Genomic DNA, 18,219 nt, shown 5'->3' on the forward strand with positions numbered 1-18,219 from the left:
ACGCTCATGATGAAGTTTTTCGCCGCGCTGCTGTGTGTGTTTACCGGCATGGCCCACGCAGAACCCGCGCTGCTCACCGATCTTGCGCTGCCGTACCTGGCGGCGGCGTCCGCTGAATCCAAAGACAAGCCCCTGATCATTTTCCTGCACGGCTACGGCAGCGACGAGCGCGACCTGCTAGACATCAAAAACGATCTCTCTCCGAGCTACACCTACCTCTCCGTGCGGGCGCCGCAGGAAGTCGACGGCGGCGGCTACAAGTGGTTCACCCAGGACACCGATCAGGCCGAATACGAAGGCGTGACCAGCGATGTCGACAAAAGCACCGACCTGCTGCGGACTTTCATCCAGCAGGCCACCGAGAAATACCAGACCCAGCCCGACAAAGTGATCCTGGTCGGCTTCAGCCAGGGCGCGATGATGAGTTACCAGATCGGCCTGCAATATCCGGAACTGGTGCACGGCATCGCGCCCTTGAGCGGCAAGATTCTCGCGTCCATCCATTCACGCCTGAAACCCGATGAGCGTCTGAAACCACTGAAGGTGTTCATCGGCCACGGCTCGGCCGACACCCGCGTGGCTTACTCGGGTGCAACCGACGCCAAAGCGGTGCTGGAGAATTTGCTGATCGTTCCCGAGTTTCATTCTTACGCGGGAGCAGGGCATACGATTACAACGGCTGAAGTGGCGGACTTGAGGCACTGGCTGGAAGCGCAACTGCAGAAATAACCCCGTGGAAGAGACCAGGGCCGCTATAGGCCCTGACTGCCACGAATCAGCTCATACGCCCGGCGCGCCAGCGGATTCACCGTATTGGGACGAATCCACAGGTAATAAGTGACGTCGGGCATTCTCGGCAGACCGTCGGCTTCCCCCAGCACCCGCATGTCCGGCCCGAGCATTTCCATGCTTCGCGCCGTGACCCCGAGGCCCGCGCGCGTGGCGGCCTTGATGCCGATCAGGTTCGACGCCAGGTACGCCTGACGCCATTCGATGTCGGCGCGCTCCAGTGCTTCGATGGCATAGCGCCGGTAAATACTCGGCTCGTCCACCAGAATGAGCGGTATCGGTTCTCCAGGAACGTGCAGGTACTGCGCCGAGCAGATCCACCACACCGGCGACGTGCGCAAGGCGAACCCTTCCAGCGCCGGATCCTCGCGGGTTGAAATCACCATGTCGACCTTGCCGCGATGCAAATCCTCCATCAGAAACGGGCTCCGACCGACGTCGATCTCCAGTCGCAGCTTCGGCGCAGAACGGGCGATGTGGCTGAGGATCGGCGGCAGGATGGTGTCGGCGATGTCGTGGGGCGAGCCGATACGCAGCACGCCGCTCATGCTGCTTTCGCGAAGGGAGTTGAGCGCGTCGTCGTTCAGCGAAAGCATCTGCCGGGCATGGCGTAACAGCTGTCGACCGGGTTCGGTGAGTTGCTTCTGACGGCCCTGTTTCTGGAACAGACTGACGCCAATCTGTTGCTCCAGACGCTGCATGTGCTGGGTAACCGACGACTGCGTGCGTGACAGATGCGCCCCGGCGCCAGCGAAGCTGTGGTGATCGACGACGGCGACGAAAGTGCGCAGCAGTTCGAGGTCTAGGGTAGAGGACATCGTGTTTACTCGTTTGAACGGTTTATTACCCGCAGCGCCATTGCTTGTAGGCGTGAGCGTGCTCGCGATCGCGATCTGTCAGGCCAATCATCGGCGCAGATACACAGCAATCGTGAGCAAGCTCACTCCTGCACGCCTGTATTACATCAGCTGAACGGGCAAATACATTACGGTTTTTTATGAATGGGGAAAGCCCAGTCTCAAAAAATGTCGATAAAGCTCAATAAAACAGTGCTTATGCTTTTTTGCTTTAAGGGCCGAAACCAGAAAGTTATAACCATATTTGATATTTGCATTTCCGCTCCGGCAGTTCCCTCCCTAGCATGCAGCTCATTACAAGGCGCTGACGCATTACCCGTCGCACGCGCCGAGCCGATGTCCATCTGAGGGGAAGTCCATGCCGTCCACGCGTTCGCCACTTGCTCGTATCCTGCCGCTGATGATCGGCGCCACCGTGACGCTGGGCGCCAGTTTTGCGGCGCAGGTCGATGCCACTCTGGACAAGATCGAGCAGCGCCACCGTGTGGTGGTGGGGGTGCTGCTGTCCGGCGGCCCGTTTGGCTCCATTGACCCGACGACGCAGAAACCCGAGGGCCTGAACGTGGACCTGGCCGAAGACGTGGGTCGTCAGCTCGGCGCCGAAGTGGAACTGGTGTCCGTGCTGCCCGCCAACCGTGTGCAGTTCCTGCAGCAGGGCAAGGTCGATCTGCTGATCGCCAACATGGAGTGGACCGCTGAGCGCGGCCAGCAGTTGGGATTCGTACCCACGCCGTTCTATCGCGTCGGCGGCACCGCAGCGTTGCTCAAAGACAGCAAGATCACCCGCTGGGAAGACCTCAAAGGCCAACCGGTCTGCACGTCCCAGGGCAGCAGCTACGTCAAGCCGCTCACCGAATTCGGCGCTGAACTGAAAGCATTCAAAAGCTCCTCGGAGTCGTTGCTCGCCTTGCGGGGCAACAACTGCGTCGCGGCCGTGCACGACGCGACGCTGATCAATCCATTGGTGGCCGACAGCCCGGAATGGCAGAACTACCGCGCCCTCAGTCCCGAACTCAATCCTGCGCCGTCTGTGATCTGGACCCGCCCCGGCGAGACCGACACCCAGGCCAAACTCGACGCCATCGTCAAAGGCTGGCACCGCACCGGCTGGCTGATCGACGCCGAGAAGCGCCACCACATCACCCCGGCCTCGCCAGCGCTGGTCGAGCTGCACGACAAGTTCCAGGCCGCGGGCGCCTGAGTTGCTGCTCTTTTTCGCCCGGTTTTTCAGGTTTCCTACAAGGCATTCGTTCATGAGCAGCTTTTCCATCGGCAAGACCCTGTCCGCTATTGGCCTCTCGATCGGCCTGGCAATGGGGGCGACCCTGGCCCACGCCGACGCGACGCTGGACAAGATCAATCAGCGCCACAAAATCAGCATCGGCGTGATCCTCAGCGGCCCGCCGTTTGGCACCATCGATCCGAAGACCGGCGAGCACCTGGGCTACAACGTCGAGCTGGCCAAGGGGATCGCACAGAAGCTCGGCGTCGAAGTCGAAACCGTTTCCGTGCTGGCCCCCAACCGCGTGCAGTTTCTACAGCAGGGCAAGGTCGACATCCTGATCGCCAACATGCAGTACACCGATGAGCGCGCCGAGATTCTCGACTACGCGCCGACGCCCTACGAAGAAGTCGGTGGCGCCGCGCTGATCCGCAAGGGCGCGGGCATCAGCAAATGGGAAGACCTCAAGGGCAAGCCGGTTTGCGTGTCTCAGGGCAGCAACTTCATCAAGCCATTGCAGGAAACCTACGGCGCTGAAATCAAGGCGTTCCGCAGCCAGTCCGAGTCGCTGTTGTCCTTGCGTGGCAACGGTTGCGTGGCCGCCGTGCACGTCAGTCCGACCATGCATGCGCTGCTGGATGATCCGGAGTGGGCCGACTACAACCTCCCGCTGGCCAACGACCTGATCCCGTCGAAATCGGTGATCTGGGTGCGCAAGGGCGAGCACGATACCCAGGCAAAAATCGACGCGATCATTCGCGACTGGCACCGCAGCGGCTGGCTGATCGAACTCGGCGAACGCACTGGCATGGCCTCCTCTCAAGCCCTGCGTGACCTGCACGAACAGTTCCGCAGCGCAGCGCCGCTTGCCACCAAATGACCCCAGGAGGCCAGCGATGAACAGCGATCTGTTCCAGACGTTGCAGCAACTGATCGGCGCCAGCCATGTGCGGCCGGGCGCCGAATCTGCGGCGCAACTGACCGACAAGCAGGGCAGTTACGTCGGCCAGGCACTCGCTGTGGTGCGTCCGGCCGACACCGACGAGGTCGCGGCGGTGGTCCGCGCCTGTGTCGCCCACAGGGCACCGATTGTGGTGCAGGGCGGCAACACCGGGTTGATGGGCGCGGCAACCCCGGATGCCAGCGGGCGTTCGGTGTTGTTGCTGCTCGACCGCTTGAATCGCGTGCGCCAGATCGATACCGACAACGACACCCTCACGGTCGAGGCCGGCTGCATCCTGCAGAACATTCAGGAGGTGGCCCGGGAAGCGGGGCGTCTGTTCCCCCTGAGCCTGGGCGCGGAGGGCAGTTGTACCATCGGCGGCAACCTCGGTACCAATGCGGGCGGCACCGCGGTGCTGCGTTACGGCAACACCCGCGAGCTGACCCTGGGCCTGGAAGTGGTCACCGCCGAAGGCGAGATCTGGCATGGGCTGCGGGGTCTGCGCAAGGACAACACCGGTTACGACCTGCGTGACCTGTACATCGGCAGCGAAGGCACCTTAGGCATCATTACGGCGGCGACGCTTAAACTGTTTCCGCTGCCCAAAGCGCAAAGTACCGCGTTTCTGGCGTTCGATTCGCTGACCCAGGCGGTGAGTTTCCTGTCCCATGCCCGCGCCGGTTTCGGTGCCAGCCTGACCGCATTCGAACTGCTCACCGCCGATTGCCTGGCGCTGCTGCGCGAGCAGTTTCCCGAAGGTCCGCAGCCGTTTTCGAATGCCGCTCAACCTTGGTTCGCTTTGCTGGAACTGTCCGATAACCACAGCGAAGCCCATGCCCGTCAGGCGTTCGAGGACGTGTTGGGCAGCGCCTTCGAAGAGGGCCTGCTGGCTGATGCGCTGATTGCCGAAAGTCTGGCCCAGAGCGAGGCGCTGTGGCTGCTGCGCGAGAACATGAGCGACGCGCAGAAGCGGGCCGGACGCAACATGAAGCACGACATCTCGATCCCGATTTCGCGCATCGTCGAATTCGTCGAACACACCGACGCCATGCTGCAACAGCACTTTCCCGGTGTGCGCAATTTCACCTTCGGTCATCTGGGCGACGGCAACCTGCATTACAACGTCGCCCACCCACTCGACTCCACCGTCGAGGCACACATGACCCGCTACTCCGAACTCAGCCAGCGGGTGCACGACAGCGCCCATGCCCATGGCGGCTCGATCAGCGCCGAGCATGGCATCGGCCAACGCAAACTGAGCATGCTGCCGCGCTACAAAAGCGCCGTCGAACTGGACCTGATGAGCCGCGTTAAACAGGCGCTGGACCCTCTCAATCTGCTCAATCCAGGCAAGGTCCTGGCGAGCGTCGAAAGCCGGAGCACCGCCCCATGAGTGTTCGTTTGTCCAAGCGTATCCAGCGCGTTTCGCTGTCCGCCAACGCGGCGGCCAAATCCCGGGCCAACGCCTTGCGTGAGGCCGGTCACGACATCCTTGACCTGACCACCGGCGAGCCGGATTTCGACACGCCCGAGCACATTAAGCAGGCGGCGTACACAGCCATCGACGCCGGTGCGACCAAGTACACGCCGACGCCGGGGGTTAAGAAGCTGCGTGAAGCCGTGCAGCGCAAGTTGCAGCGTGAGAACCGTCTGGACTATGCGCTGCCGTCGATTGTCATCGGCAACGGCGCCAAGCAGGTCATTTTCAACGCCTTCGCCGCGACTCTGGACGAAGGCGATGAAGTGCTGGTGCCGGTGCCTTACTGGCCGTCGTTTCCGGACATCGTGCGGGTCAACGGCGGCGAGCCGGTGTTCATCGAATGCGGCCTGGAACAGGGCTGCAAACTGACCCCCGCGCAACTGGAACAACACATCAACGAGCGCACCCGCTGGCTGATCATCAACGGCCCCGGCAACCCGAGCGGCGCGGTGTACAGCGAAGCGGAGCTGCTGGCGCTGGCCGACGTTTTACGTCGTCATCCCCCCGTGCTGGTGCTGCTGGACGAGCTGTACGAGCACATTCGTTTCGACGGTCAATCTGCGCTGAGCCTGCTCAACGTCGCGCCGGACCTGCAATCCCGTGCCCTGTTGATCGGCGGGGTTTCCAAGACCTATGCCATGACCGGCTGGCGCATCGGCTTCGGCGCCGGCCCTCAAGCCCTGACCGGCGCGATGACGGTCATGCAGTCGCAATCCACGTCCGGCGCTTCGTCGGTGGGGCAGGCGGCGGCATTGGCAGCGTTCGAAGGCGGCCTGGCTTTCTTGCCGGACCAGATCCAGGCTTACCGGCAACGCCGCGATCTGTTGGTGGCCGCGTTGACCGACGTAGACGGCCTTGATGTGCTCATACCCGAAGGTGGATTTTTTGTCTTTGTCCGCTGTGCCGGATTATTGGGACGCGTTCGTCCCGATGGCCAGCGCCTGACTAACGACAACGACGTGGTGGATTACCTGCTGGAGCAGGGCGTGGCCGGGGTGGCCGGCAGTGCTTACGGTCTGTCTCCGTGGTTCCGTTTGTCCATCGCAACGGCCACCAGCAGCGTCATCGAGGCTGGACGGCGCATCGCCAACGCCTGCGCCCGGTTGCGGGTCGAGGCGCTGGCATGAGTCATTGGCTTGAAGGGTTCGTGCACTGGACGGCCGCGTTCGGCCTGAACTACAGCTTTTTGCTGGACGCCTATCAGCGCGGTTCGATGGTCAATGGCGCGCTGACCACCGTCTTGCTGTGCGCATTCACGATCGTGGGCAGCCTGTTGGCAGGTCTTGCGCTTGCCGCGATGCTGACCAGCGGCAAGCCCTATCTGGCCAGACCTGCGCGGGCGTTCATCGAAGTGACCCGCAACACGCCGACGCTGGTGCAGCTCTACTGCGCGTTCCTGGTGCTGAACATGCTGCTGACTCAGGCCATTGGCGCTGCGAACCCGCTGACGCCGTTCGCCTGGGTGGTCATCGTGATCTCCCTGCACAAGGGCGCGTTCCACGCCGAAGCCTTGCGCGCCGGCATTGAAGCGGTGCCGAGCGTGACGCTGGAAGCGGCGAGCTCCCTGGCCTTCAGCAGCCGCCAGTTGCTATGGAACGTGCAACTGCCGCTGGCGATGCGTTTCGCGCTCCCGTCGCTGATCAACAACCTGATCGATCTGGTGAAAATGACGGCGGTGGCGTCGGCCATTGCCGTAGGCGACATCACCTACGCCTCGATCATGATCTGGACCCAGAGCGACAACGTGCTGGAACTGATGATTCTGCTGCTGGCGTTTTTCGGCCTGCTCAGCTTCGTCGTCAATTGCGTGGGCCGTGCCCTCGAAGCCAAATTGAGGATGCCCGGTTATGGCCATTGATTCGTCTGTGCGCGTGCTGGCCGGGTGGCCGCGTCGGCATCCGGGCACGCTGGCGCTGCTGGCCGCGGTGCTGCTCTGGCTGGTCTTCGGCGCCCCGAAAAGCCCGGTGTTTGCGGCGCTCCGGGAGTGGTCGCCAGCGCTGGCGACGGGCTTTGCCCAGAACATTCTGATCAGCCTGCTGGCGATTGCCATCGGCTCCGTGCTCGGCCTGCTGGTGGGCGCGCTGGCGGTGTCGCCGCTGTGGATCACCCGGCTGCCCGCGAAGATCTGGGTGCAGGTATTTCGTAACGCGCCGTGGCTGGTGCTGATCTATTTCACCACTTACGTGTTTCCGTTCGAGCTGCACATCGGTACGTCCTGGATCTCGTTTCCGGACTGGGTGAAAGTCACCCTCGGCCTGGCGTTGCCCGCCAGCGCCAACGTCGCGGAAATCTTTCGCGGCGCCATCGGTTCGATACCCGGTACGCAGTGGGAAGCCTCCCGCTCGCTGGCCTTCACACGCGGGCAGATCTTCCGTTCGATCATCCTGCCGCAGTGCTTCAAGCGCATGTTGCCGCCGTGGATGAACCTCTACGCGGTGATCACCATGGGCACCGCGCTGGCCTCGCTGGTGGGTGTGCATGACCTGATCGACACCGCGCAGATTGCCAGCAATACGGTCAACCGGACCGGCTTCACGGTGCTGATCTACTTCAGCGTGCTGGCCCTGTTTTTCGCCTACTGCTATCCGATTTCCCGATTCACTCAATTCCTGGAGCGACGTTATGCCTTCTCCTGACACGCGCGCCGAGCAACCGCTGGTCAGTCTGCGCGACATTCACCTGTCGTTTGGCAGCAATCGGGTGCTCAAGGGCATCGACCTGGACGTGCAGCGCGGCCAGGCGGTGTCGATCATCGGCCCTTCGGGTTCCGGGAAGTCGACCATCCTGCGCTGCATCACCGGCTTGCTGCAGACCGAGCGCGGCAGCATCCGCGTGGGCGACACCGATGTGCACACGCTCAAGACCGAGGCGCAGCGCATCGAACTGCGCAAGCGCGTGGGCTTCGTGTTCCAGCAGTACAACCTGTTCCCGCATTTGTCGGTGCTGGAAAATCTGGTGATCGCGCCGCGCAAAGTGCTGGGCGAATCAGCGGCCAACGCTGAAAAGCACGCGCACGAACTGCTCGCCAAAGTGCGCATGGAACACAAGGCCGATGCCTATCCGGGTCAGCTGTCCGGCGGTCAGCAGCAACGCGTTGCCATTGCGCGGGCATTGGCGATGAGGCCGGAACTGATCCTGTTCGATGAAGTGACGTCGGCCCTCGACCCGGAGACCGTCGGTGAAGTGCTGACGGTGATTCGCGAGCTGACCGAAGAGGGCATGACCTGCGTGCTGGTCACCCACGAAATGCGTTTCGCGGAGGACATCAGCGATGTCGTGTATTTCACCGAAAACGGCCTGATCGTCGAGCACGGCAGCCCCGAACACATCTTCCAGCGCCCGACCCATGAGCGGACCCAGACGTTTTTGCGCCATGCCCTGGGCGACGCCGGACGCCGTCCGGTCGCCAGTGGCGATCCGCTTCTGTTGAGCAATATCAGCCGTTACAGCCTGTCGGTCTGAGCCGGACCTGTTGGCCTGAACCCACATAAGGAGCACCTGATGAGCATCGAGAACCGCAGCCAAGTCGTCGAAGCCTTTCTGCAACAGATACGCGCGATTCACCAGCGCGGCGTCGATCGCGAGGCATTGAAAAGCATCGTCACGCTACTCGAGGGACTGGCGGAGCGTCGTGATCTGTTCAACTTCGACACCTTTCCTGCACCCGTACCGGGGGAGGGCGACACCGCGTTCCGGTACCGTCTGAACGACGACGGCGAGACCCCGACGCTGTACATGAACTCACTGCTGCCGGGCAAAAGTACGCTGCCCCACAACCATGAAACCTGGGCGGTGATCGTTGCGGTCGAGGGGCAGGAGATCAATTACGTGTGGGCGCGCACGGACGACGGCAGCGATCCGGCCTTCGCCCGGCTGGCGCTGGAAAAGGAAGTGGTGGTGCAACCCGGAACGCCCATCAGCTTCCTCGGTGAAGACCTGCACGGCATCAAGGTCGAGGGCGACAAGCCGACCCTGCATTTCCACTTGTACGGGCGCCCGCTGGAATCCTTGAACGGGCGCTATGGCGTGAACCAGGAAGGCAAGGTGCTGAATTACAACGCTTCGCAAATGGCCCCGTCGATCAAGGCCTATGCCTGATGGCGCTCTACAAAAGGATCACGAGAACGTCATGAGCCAGAAAGTTACCCCGCACCAATTACACGCCTGGCTGTTCGACGGGCAGGAAATCGCCGTCTTCGACGTCCGCGAACATGGCCAGTACGGTGAAGCGCACCTGTTTCACGGGGTGAATCTGCCGTACAGCCGCCTCGAGCTGGACGTGCATCGCCTGGCCCCCAACCCTCGGGTCCGTCTGGTGATTTACGACCGCGATGATGGCGACCTCGCCTTACGTGCCGCGCAGCGTCTTGAAGCGCTGGGCTACAGCGGTGTGCACATTCTCGAGGGCGGCACCGATGGCTGGCGCGCCGCGGGGCGGGAGCTGTTTGCCGGGGTACATGTGCCGTCGAAGGCCTTTGGCGAGTTGGTCGAAGAGGCCCGCCATACGCCGCATATCAGCGCCTCCGAGCTGGCGGCGATGCAAGCCAGTGGCACGCCGCTGGTGTTGCTGGACGGCCGGCCGTTCGATGAATACCGCAAGATGACCATTCCCGGTTCCATCTGCTGCCCTAATGGTGAGCTGGGCTATCGGCTGACCGAGCTGGTGCCGGATGACACCACGCCTATCGTGGTCAACTGCGCCGGCCGCACGCGCAGCATCATCGGCGCGCAGACGCTGATCGACCTGGGGGTGAAAAATCCGGTCTACGCCCTCGAAAACGGCACCCAAGGCTGGTATCTCGCCGACTTGCCGCTGGAGCACGGCAGTGATCGCCGATACCCGAATGTCCCGGTCGGCGCGTCGCTGGATAGCCAGCGTCAGGCAGCTCAACAGTTCGCCCGGCGCGCCGGGGTGCAGGCGGTGGACGCGGCGCAGGTTCTTGCATGGTTTGCCGAAGAGTCCCGCAGCCTGTTCCTGTGCGACGTGCGTACCCCTGAAGAATTTGCGCTCGGCAGTTTGCCTGGCGCGCAACACACGCCGGGTGGGCAGTTGATCCAGAGCACCGACCTGTATATCGGCGTGCGTCAGGCGCGGCTGGTGCTGGTGGACAATGACGGCGTGCGCGCACCCATCGTCGCCGCCTGGCTGCGTCAACTGGGCCACGACGCTTATGTACTTGAAGGCGGGTTGAGTAGCGGCTTGCACCTGCCGATCGACAATTCAGGGGCTGTCCCGGCCCTGGCTGGAATAGAAGCCGCCGAACTGGCGGAGGCGCTCAGAGACAACGCGGTCACGCTGATCGATCTGCGCGGTAGCATGGCGTTTCGTAAAGGCCACATCGAGGGGGCGCGCTGGTCGATTCGCCCTCGGCTGGCTGCGGACGTGCTCTCGGAGGGGAAACCTGTCGTGCTGGTGGCGGAGCAATCTGCCGTGGCGGCGCTGGCTGCACTGGAGTTGCCGGAGGAGTTGCGCGGCTCGGTGCGCTGGCTGGATCTCAATGCATGGCAGACGGCAGGTTTCAACCTCAGCGAAAGCGCCGGTGATCCGCCTGACGAGGACTGCATTGATTTTCTGTTCTTCACCCATGACCGTCATTCGGGCAACAAAGCGGCGGCTCGGCAGTACCTGGCGTGGGAGATCGGCCTGCTGGGGCAAATGACCGAGCAGGAGATCGCCAGTATCAAGCCCTTGTTGGCCGTTGCGGAGGAAGATCGCGTTCGTACCCGGTTGGTGCATGCCGCCCGAGGCGCAAAGGGCGACGGGCCGCGCGGCGTGAACCCGCCGGTCACGCGAATGAGCACCGTGTTATTCGATAGCCTTGGCGACATGCGCGACGCACGAAAGCGTCGCGACACCGAGCGCGTGTTGAGCTACGGCGCGCGAGGGAACCCGACCGCGTTCGAACTGGAAGACCTGATCACCGAGCTTGAAGGCGGCTACCGCACACGCCTGTTCGGCACTGGCCTTGCGGCGGTGGCGCAGACATTCCTGGCTTACCTGCGACCGGGCGATCATGTGTTGATCACCGACGCGGTGTATTCACCGGTGCGGCAAATCGCCGAAGCATTCCTTGCGCCGTTCGGTATTCAGTACAGCTACTTTTCTGCCGACGGCAGCGGCCTGGAACTACAGCTGCAAGCCAACACCCGAATGGTCTACACCGAGGTTCCCGGCTCGCTGTTGTATGAACTGTGCGACCTTCCGGCGATTGCCGCGTTGTGCAGATCGAAGGGGATTCTGCTGGCGGTCGACAACACTTATGGCTCCGGGTATCAGTACCGGCCGCTGACCTTGGGCGCCGACATTTCCATCATGGCCCTGACCAAATACCTGTGCGGTCACAGCGATGTGGTCATGGGCAGCGTCTGTACCACCCAAGCCGTCTGGCAGCGTCTGGCCGTCATGACCGACACCTTCGGCAATACCGTCAGTCCGGACGATGCATATCTGGTGCTGCGCGGTGCCCGTACCCTGGCCGCGCGGCTGGACGTCCATGAGCGTCAGGCCTTGCAGGTCGCGCACTGGCTCCAGCAACAGCCGCAGGTCAAAAACGTGTTCCATCCAGCGCTGCCCCACCATCCGGGCCACGCTCTCTGGAAGCGCGACTTCAACGGCAGCAACGGCTTGCTCACCTTCGAACTCGCGGACACCGACCCCCGCCATCTGGAACGCTTCATCGACGCGCTGCGACTGTTCGGCCTGGGTGCGTCATGGGGCGGGTTCGAAAGCCTGATCATCGTCGCGAACGTGGGTGATCGTGACAACGCGTCGGATAAATCCTTGAACCCGTTGCTGAGGCTGCACATTGGTCTGGAAGATGTGGAGGCGTTGATTGAGGATTTGCGGAGGGGGTTTGCGGCGATGGTTGATAGGCGACATTAAATTGGTAGCTATAAATATGTAACGCATGTGGCGCGGATACCTCCGTCATCATTCGCTGCTTTGGTATGCGGTGAATTTGGCAATGAGGAGACAGGGAAAGGGGACTGACCTGCGCAATCAGGTCCTCAAGTCGAAAGCGCGCGAATTGGTTAATCAAACCGTCGAGAAGTCCGCTGGAGTACGATCACTCGGTATCAACGGCGAGGCAGTGAAATTCTTACCTATTGATCCCGCGGCGCTCGCAATCAGCGATGGCTGGGAGCGCTGCCATTATCCTTGGCGAGCGGTGCCTGAGTGGAAGCTAAAAGATCCGAAAGGTCTTGACCTCGCCCTGTGGCATGCTCAGGAGCTTTGCGGTTTATGTTACGCAACACCTCGTCGAAGCCGTTTGCGGATCAAGATTATCTTGCTGGAAGGTCAACCGACCGAGAGTCATCCCCTGAAAGGGTCGGTTGCCCCATTGATGTTGATGGCGGTAAGGGTTTACGCGCAGTTGCTGAGATGCAAAGTCATCCAGATCGAACGCCCCGAGCCAGGCGTGGTGAACTACTATCAGGCACTGGGGTTCGAGTTCGACACGGCTGGATGCCTTGTTATTTCAGCCGATCGTTTCTAGGATGTCCCCCAAGACCACAGCAGGGAGGTGCTCATGAATATCAAAAAACGCAAGGCCAAGATTCGGGAAATGACGGAATTCAGTGCCGAAGCGCACAAGCGTGCTGCGGAGTATGCCCAAGCTCAGCTGCACTTTCTGCGCGTAGCGATCGAAATTGGAAGAGACCTTGAACCAGCCGGTCCAATGGCTGGGTTCAGGGGCTGAACCTTCAAAGAAAACCGCCGATATCGGCGGTTTTTTCTTGGGCGGCGATCAGCGTCTCACGTTAATGGCCTGAGCATCCGTTGAGTGCCGCGCTCCGTTCTTCATGGCCGTGAGTTCTTCAAAAAACCCACCAACGCCAGCACCGGAAAAGCGCTCCCGACAATGACAACCCACACCCAGCCACCATGGTCATACAGCGCGCTGGCCACCACCGAACCGATCGCGCCGCCGATAAAGATGCTGGTCATGTACAGAGCGTTAAGCCGGCTGCGGCTTTTGGCGTCCAAAGCGTAGACCGCGCGCTGGCCGAGGACCATGTTCATCTGCACGCAGAAATCGAGGATGACGCCGGTGACTGCCATGCCGATCACGGCGTAGGCAGGGTCAATCAGGCTGGGCAGAAAGCTCAGCGCGGCGAACAGCATGGCGCACAGGCTGGCGACGCGGGTGTGGCCGGCGTCAGCCAGGCGTCCGGCAATGGGCGCGGCGATGGCACCGATGGCCCCCACCAGGGCGAACAGGGCGATCTGGCTTTGCGACAAGCCGTGGTTGCGCGCCAGTTCCAGCGGGACGGCGGTCCAGAACAGGCTGAAGGTGGCGAACATGCAGGCCTGATAAAACGCGCGCTGGCGTAGGACTGGCTGTTTGCGCAGCAGGGTCCACAACGATTTGAGCAACTGACCATAGGTTGCGGTGTGGGCCGGCTGATGTTTCGGAATGGTGGTCGCCAGTACCACGCTGATCAGCAGCATCATCACGGCGGCGGTGCCGAACACCGCGCGCCAGCCAAAGTGGTCAGCGATCAGACTGGCGGCGGGTCTCGCCAGCAGGATGCCCAGCAGCAGGCCGCCCATGATGCTGCCGACCACGCGCCCGCGTGTTGCTTCCGGCGCGAGGTTGGCGGCCAGCGGTATCAGAATCTGTACCGCCACCGAGCTGAAACCCACCAGCAGCGAGGCGACCAGGAACAGATTGGGCGTTTGCGCGAATGCGGCGCTGAGCAGGCTGAGAATGGCGACGCCGGTGGTCACGATCATCAGGCGACGATTTTCCAGCAAGTCGCCCAGTGGCACGAGGAAGAAAAGGCCCAGCGCGTATCCGATCTGGGTCAGTGACACGATGAAGCTGGCGAGTGTGCCGGACAGGCCGATGTCCGGCGCAATCAAGCCAATGATGGGTTGCGCGTAATACAGGTTGGCAACGATTGCGCCGCAGCAGAACGCGAACAGCATCGCCAGGCCCTTGGTCATGGTGGCGGCGTGGGTTGCGGGAGAAATGGACGTCATGGGAATACCCGGAGAGGTTGCAGGCCTGGCAGAAACGATTCTGTTACGGCGCGCAGAAAAGAGTGGCGCGAGGTTAACGCTTTTTCGTTGCGTTAAGAAGAGGGGTAGGGGAATGGCGCAGCGTTGGTCAGCGCGAATATGGCCGGACGCCTTACCCGCACCAACGCCGTGCAGCCCACGACAATAGCGACGTTCCGGTCGCTCGGCCGAAACTTTTCCGCCTGCGCTTCGGTCACTGCTTACACATACCCCTTCTCACACCCATCGGAAATAAAAACTATGCCTCGGGCAATCTGGAAAGGCGCGATCAGTTTTGGGCTGGTGCATATTCCTGTGGCGCTGGTGTCGGCGACGTCGCGGCAAGGTGTCGACTTCGACTGGCTGGACAAACGCAGCATGGACCCGGTCGGTTACAAGCGCATCAACAAGGTCTCCGGCAAGGAGATCAATAAAGAAAACATCGTCAAAGGCGTGCAGTACGAGAAGGGGCGCTACGTCGTTATCAGCGAGGACGAGATTCGCTCGGCGCACCCGAAATCGACCCAGACCATCGACATTTTCGGTTTCGTCGACAGCGACCAGATTCCGCTCCAGCACATCGACACGCCGTACTTCCTTGCCCCCGACAAGCGCGGCGAGAAGGTGTATGCCCTGTTGCGGCAAGCGCTGGTCGACACCGGCAAGGTGGCGCTGGCCCATGTGGTGATTCGCACCAGTCAGCACCTGGCGGCGGTGATGCCGCTCGACTCTGCGATCGTACTCGTACTGTTGCGCTGGCCCTCGGAAGTGCGCGGGCTCGACAGCCTCGAGCTGCCCAAGGAGGCCACTGACGTCAAGCTCAGCAAAAGTGAGCTGGACATGGCCAAGCGGCTGATCAAGGACATGAGCACCGAGTGGACGCCGGACGCCGAAGAGTACCGCGACACCTTCCAGGACCAGATCATGTCGCTGGTGGAAACCAAGGCCCGCGAAGGCAAGATCGAGAATGTGGAGACAGACGCCGGCGACACCGAGCGTAAGTCGGCGGACGTCATCGACCTGACCGAGCTGCTCAAGCGCAGCCTGGGCGGGCGCAGTGGTGCGGCCAAGGCGCCTGCAAAAGCCAAACCGGCCAGCAAGAGCAAAGCCGAGTCCAAGGACGATGCGCCAGCGAAACGCCGTGCGCCGCCCCGGAAGAAGACCACCAAGGCCTCTTGAACGCGTGTCCTGTTGTAGCGTTAAAAGATGCACCGTTCCAATGCGCAGAGGTTCATCGTCATGACAAAACCTGTGAGTGAATACACCCGCAAGCGCAACTTCGATGTCACATCCGAGCCGGCCGAGAGCGAGGGCAAGACGCGAAGCAAGAAAGGCAAGGCGCTGAGTTTCGTCATTCACAAGCACGACGCGCGCAATCTGCATTACGACTTTCGCCTTGAGCTGGATGGCACGCTGAAAAGCTGGGCAGTGCCGAAAGGACCGAGCCTGGACCCGAAGAATAAGCGCCTGGCGGTGCACGTCGAAGACCACCCGCTGGGCTACGGCACGTTTGAGGGCAGCATTCCCGAGGGCGAATACGGCGCAGGCGATGTGATCGTCTGGGACCGCGGCATCTGGCAGCCCCACGGCGATCCTCAGGAAACCTACAAGGCCGGCAAGCTCAAATTCACCCTGATCGGCGAAAAACTCACCGGCGACTGGGCGCTGGTGCGGACCCGCTTGCCGGGCAACAGCGGCAAGGAGCAGTGGCTGTTGATCAAGGAAAAGGACGACGCTGTGCGCTCGGGCGAGGAATACGACATCGTGGCTGACAAGCCGGCAAGCGTGGTCAGTGGCGCGACGGTGGGCGAGGGGCGCGCGCCGGCCAAGACCGCCAAACGTCGATCGGCAGCGTTTGAGCCCGCCACTGAAACGTCGACCGGGAATAAGCCTGCAAAAAAGCCTTCGGCGAAAAAAGCGAAGACGCCTGGCGCAAAGAAAAGTGTCGTGCCGGCCAAGCTCTCGCCTCAGTTGGCGACGCTCATGGACACCCCGCCCGAGGGCAAGTGGTTCTACGAAATCAAGTACGACGGCTACCGGATTCTGACTCGCATCATTGATGGCGAGGTGAAGTTTTTCACCCGTAACGGCAATGACTGGACCGAGCGACTGCCGTTGCAGGCCAAGGCCGTCGGTGAGTTGAAACTGGACAACAGCTGGCTGGACGGCGAAGTCGTGGTGCTCAACGACGCCGGGTTGCCGGACTTTCAAGCGCTGCAGAATGCGTTCGACATCGACCGCAGCATGGACATCATCTACTACCTGTTTGACGTGCCGTTCCTGAACGGCGAAGACCTGCGCGAGACGCCCGTGGAAGAACGCCGCGCCGCGCTGAAGAAAGTGCTGGGGCGACAGAAAAAGGGTCTGCTGCGATTCTCCGAAGCCTTCTCCGCCGGCCATCGCGACATCATCGAAAGCGCGAGTCTGATGTCCCTCGAAGGCGTCATCGGCAAGCGGGCCGGCAGCGTGTACCAGTCGAAACGCAATGCCGACTGGATCAAGCTCAAGTGCAAGCTGCGGCAGGAGTTCGTCGTCGTCGGCTTCACCAAACCTCAGGGCGCGCGCAATGGTTTTGGCGCGCTGTTGCTGGCGGTGAACGAGGAGGGCGCGGGTCTGGTGTATGCCGGTCGGGTCGGCACGGGGTTCAATCAGCAGATGCTCGGCGACTTGCTTGAGCAGATGAAACCGCTGGAACAGGACGCCTCGCCGCTGGCGAAAAAAGTGACCAGCGCCCAGGCCCGGGGTGTGCACTGGATAAAGCCGACCTTGGTGGCGGAGGTCGAGTTCGGCGAATGGACCCGTGACGGCATCATTCGTCACTCGGCGTTTGTCTCGTTGCGCAGCGATAAGCCGGCCAGTGAAGTGGTCCACGAATACCCCAGGACGCCGAGAGACATCAAAGCACCGTTCAAACCCAGCGCCGCCAAAGCCAAAGCGCCGAGCAAGAAATCCGCGACCCGCGCCGATCCTTCAGCCGAGAAGCCAAAGCCGGCCAGCAAGCGTGCAGGCAAGGACCGCATCGACGTGGCCGGCGTGATGGTCAGCCACCCCGAACGGGTGATCGACGCCGAAAGCGGTCTGCACAAGATCGAGCTGGCGCAGTATTACGAATCGGTGGCGGACTGGATTTTGCCGCACCTCGACCATCGGCCCGTGGCGCTGTTGCGCTGCCCCGAAGGCGTGGAGGGCGAGCAGTTTTTCCAGAAACATTCCGAGCGCATGGCGATCCCCAACATCAAGCAGCTGGACCCCAAGCTCGACCCCGGCCACGCGCGTTTGATGGAGATCGACAGCGTCAAGGCACTGGTCGGTGCGGCGCAGATGGGCACCATCGAACTGCACACCTGGGGCGCGACCTACGATCAGATCGAGCTGCCGGACCACTTCGTCCTGGATCTCGACCCGGACGACCAGTTGCCCTGGCGCAGCATGATCGAAGCCACGCAACTGACGTTGTCGACCCTCGACGAGCTGGGCCTGGATGCGTACGTCAAGACCAGCGGCGGCAAGGGCATGCACATCGTCGTGCCGCTGGCGCGCCGGGCGGATTGGGAGTCGGTCAAAGCCTTCGCCAAGGCGCTGGCGCAATTCATGTCGCGGGAGCTGCCGGACCGATTCACTGCGACGTCCGGGCCGAAGAACCGCGTCGGAAAGATTTTCATCGATTACCTGCGTAACAGCCGGGGCGCCAGCACCGTGGTGGCCTATTCGGCGAGGGCGCGGCCGGGGTTGCCGGTGTCGGTGCCGATCAGCCGTGACGAGCTGACCGAGGTGAAGTCCTCGGCGCAGTGGAACATCGCCAATCTGCAGCAGCGGTTGCGCAAGCTGAAGGCTGACCCGTGGGCCGGTTACAAGAACACCCAGCGGCTGACCAAACCGATGTGGAAACGCCTGGGCGCCACACCGCCGGCGTGAAGCATG

General features: G+C 62.0%; 16 protein-coding genes. 14 read left to right on the plus strand and 2 right to left on the minus strand.

Annotation, left to right across the window (positions count from 1 at the left end):
- The first annotated feature begins 6 nt into the window (after window positions 1–6).
- Window positions 7–729 carry an alpha/beta hydrolase gene (locus FX982_RS15495; protein WP_172611515.1) on the plus strand — a complete coding sequence of 241 codons (723 nt, stop codon included), beginning with the start codon at window positions 7–9 and terminating at the stop codon, window positions 727–729.
- Between the two features lie 23 nt (window positions 730–752).
- Here FX982_RS15495 and FX982_RS15500 read toward each other — a convergent pair whose 3' ends face one another.
- Entirely contained in the window at window positions 753–1,607 is an 855-nt protein-coding gene (locus FX982_RS15500) for a LysR substrate-binding domain-containing protein (protein WP_122535107.1), read from the minus strand.
- A gap of 397 nt (window positions 1,608–2,004) precedes the next feature.
- On the opposite strand from FX982_RS15500, the gene FX982_RS15505 reads away from it, so the two are divergent.
- Genes FX982_RS15505 through FX982_RS15555 form a run of 11 tightly spaced genes read left to right on the plus strand, consistent with a single transcriptional unit; the run spans window position 2,005 to window position 12,994 of the window.
- The gene (locus FX982_RS15505; protein WP_172611516.1) at window positions 2,005–2,847 is read left to right on the plus strand and encodes a transporter substrate-binding domain-containing protein; all 843 of its coding nucleotides are present in this window, start codon (window positions 2,005–2,007) and stop codon (window positions 2,845–2,847) included.
- A gap of 52 nt (window positions 2,848–2,899) precedes the next feature.
- Window positions 2,900–3,748: a transporter substrate-binding domain-containing protein gene (locus FX982_RS15510; RefSeq protein ID WP_172611517.1), complete on the plus strand. Its 849-nt coding sequence runs from the start codon at window positions 2,900–2,902 to the stop codon at window positions 3,746–3,748.
- A gap of 16 nt (window positions 3,749–3,764) precedes the next feature.
- Window positions 3,765–5,204 carry an FAD-binding oxidoreductase gene (locus FX982_RS15515; RefSeq protein ID WP_172611518.1) on the plus strand — a complete coding sequence of 480 codons (1,440 nt, stop codon included), beginning with the start codon at window positions 3,765–3,767 and terminating at the stop codon, window positions 5,202–5,204.
- Window positions 5,201–6,418 (plus strand): aminotransferase class I/II-fold pyridoxal phosphate-dependent enzyme, encoded by a 1,218-nt coding sequence (locus FX982_RS15520; protein WP_172611519.1) that lies wholly within the window; start codon window positions 5,201–5,203, stop codon window positions 6,416–6,418. The genes FX982_RS15515 and FX982_RS15520 overlap by 4 nt, the downstream gene beginning before the upstream one ends.
- Window positions 6,415–7,149, plus strand: coding sequence for an amino acid ABC transporter permease (locus FX982_RS15525; protein ID WP_172611520.1), 735 nt, complete (start codon window positions 6,415–6,417; stop codon window positions 7,147–7,149). The genes FX982_RS15520 and FX982_RS15525 overlap by 4 nt, the downstream gene beginning before the upstream one ends.
- Complete coding sequence (locus FX982_RS15530) at window positions 7,139–7,927, plus strand: amino acid ABC transporter permease (RefSeq protein WP_172611521.1); 789 nt, start codon at window positions 7,139–7,141, stop codon at window positions 7,925–7,927. Before FX982_RS15525 ends, FX982_RS15530 begins: the two co-directional genes overlap by 11 nt.
- Window positions 7,914–8,753, plus strand: coding sequence for an amino acid ABC transporter ATP-binding protein (locus tag FX982_RS15535; protein ID WP_172611522.1), 840 nt, complete (start codon window positions 7,914–7,916; stop codon window positions 8,751–8,753). Before FX982_RS15530 ends, FX982_RS15535 begins: the two co-directional genes overlap by 14 nt.
- 39 nt (window positions 8,754–8,792) lie before the next feature.
- Entirely contained in the window at window positions 8,793–9,389 is a 597-nt protein-coding gene (locus FX982_RS15540; protein ID WP_172611523.1) for a cysteine dioxygenase family protein, read from the plus strand.
- A gap of 31 nt (window positions 9,390–9,420) precedes the next feature.
- The gene (gene metC / locus FX982_RS15545; protein ID WP_172611524.1) at window positions 9,421–12,174 is read left to right on the plus strand and encodes a cystathionine beta-lyase; all 2,754 of its coding nucleotides are present in this window, start codon (window positions 9,421–9,423) and stop codon (window positions 12,172–12,174) included.
- Window positions 12,175–12,199: 25 nt separating this feature from the next.
- The gene (locus FX982_RS15550; protein WP_240356720.1) at window positions 12,200–12,790 is read left to right on the plus strand and encodes an N-acetyltransferase; all 591 of its coding nucleotides are present in this window, start codon (window positions 12,200–12,202) and stop codon (window positions 12,788–12,790) included.
- 33 nt (window positions 12,791–12,823) lie between these two features.
- Window positions 12,824–12,994 (plus strand): hypothetical protein, encoded by a 171-nt coding sequence (locus tag FX982_RS15555; RefSeq protein ID WP_172611525.1) that lies wholly within the window; start codon window positions 12,824–12,826, stop codon window positions 12,992–12,994.
- 101 nt (window positions 12,995–13,095) lie between these two features.
- Here the strand turns inward: FX982_RS15555 and FX982_RS15560 are convergent, their stop codons facing one another.
- Window positions 13,096–14,280, minus strand: coding sequence for an MFS transporter (locus FX982_RS15560; protein ID WP_254074804.1), 1,185 nt, complete (start codon window positions 14,278–14,280; stop codon window positions 13,096–13,098).
- Window positions 14,281–14,559: 279 nt separating this feature from the next.
- Between FX982_RS15560 and FX982_RS15565 the strand changes: the two genes are divergently transcribed.
- Window positions 14,560–15,477: a Ku protein gene (locus FX982_RS15565; RefSeq protein ID WP_172611526.1), complete on the plus strand. Its 918-nt coding sequence runs from the start codon at window positions 14,560–14,562 to the stop codon at window positions 15,475–15,477.
- 60 nt (window positions 15,478–15,537) lie between these two features.
- Entirely contained in the window at window positions 15,538–18,213 is a 2,676-nt protein-coding gene (gene ligD / locus FX982_RS15570; protein WP_172611527.1) for a DNA ligase D, read from the plus strand.
- Window positions 18,214–18,219: the final 6 nt, after the last annotated feature.

The sequence above is a fragment of the Pseudomonas graminis genome (genome assembly GCF_013201545.1).
Taxonomy (GTDB): Bacteria; Pseudomonadota; Gammaproteobacteria; order Pseudomonadales; family Pseudomonadaceae; genus Aquipseudomonas.

Coding starts and splice junctions, on each gene's coding strand:
- FX982_RS15555 (WP_172611525.1), top strand. CDS start 12,824: ATGAATATCAAAAAACGCAAGGCCAAGATTCGGGAAATGACGGAATTC.
- FX982_RS15505 (WP_172611516.1), top strand. CDS start 2,005: ATGCCGTCCACGCGTTCGCCACTTGCTCGTATCCTGCCGCTGATGATC.
- FX982_RS15535 (WP_172611522.1), top strand. CDS start 7,914: ATGCCTTCTCCTGACACGCGCGCCGAGCAACCGCTGGTCAGTCTGCGC.
- FX982_RS15560 (WP_254074804.1), bottom strand. CDS start 14,280: ATGACGTCCATTTCTCCCGCAACCCACGCCGCCACCATGACCAAGGGC.
- ligD (WP_172611527.1), top strand. CDS start 15,538: ATGACAAAACCTGTGAGTGAATACACCCGCAAGCGCAACTTCGATGTC.
- FX982_RS15565 (WP_172611526.1), top strand. CDS start 14,560: ATGCCTCGGGCAATCTGGAAAGGCGCGATCAGTTTTGGGCTGGTGCAT.
- metC (WP_172611524.1), top strand. CDS start 9,421: ATGAGCCAGAAAGTTACCCCGCACCAATTACACGCCTGGCTGTTCGAC.
- FX982_RS15530 (WP_172611521.1), top strand. CDS start 7,139: ATGGCCATTGATTCGTCTGTGCGCGTGCTGGCCGGGTGGCCGCGTCGG.
- FX982_RS15520 (WP_172611519.1), top strand. CDS start 5,201: ATGAGTGTTCGTTTGTCCAAGCGTATCCAGCGCGTTTCGCTGTCCGCC.
- FX982_RS15525 (WP_172611520.1), top strand. CDS start 6,415: ATGAGTCATTGGCTTGAAGGGTTCGTGCACTGGACGGCCGCGTTCGGC.
- FX982_RS15515 (WP_172611518.1), top strand. CDS start 3,765: ATGAACAGCGATCTGTTCCAGACGTTGCAGCAACTGATCGGCGCCAGC.
- FX982_RS15510 (WP_172611517.1), top strand. CDS start 2,900: ATGAGCAGCTTTTCCATCGGCAAGACCCTGTCCGCTATTGGCCTCTCG.
- FX982_RS15540 (WP_172611523.1), top strand. CDS start 8,793: ATGAGCATCGAGAACCGCAGCCAAGTCGTCGAAGCCTTTCTGCAACAG.
- FX982_RS15500 (WP_122535107.1), bottom strand. CDS start 1,607: ATGTCCTCTACCCTAGACCTCGAACTGCTGCGCACTTTCGTCGCCGTC.
- FX982_RS15495 (WP_172611515.1), top strand. CDS start 7: ATGATGAAGTTTTTCGCCGCGCTGCTGTGTGTGTTTACCGGCATGGCC.
- FX982_RS15550 (WP_240356720.1), top strand. CDS start 12,200: ATGTGGCGCGGATACCTCCGTCATCATTCGCTGCTTTGGTATGCGGTG.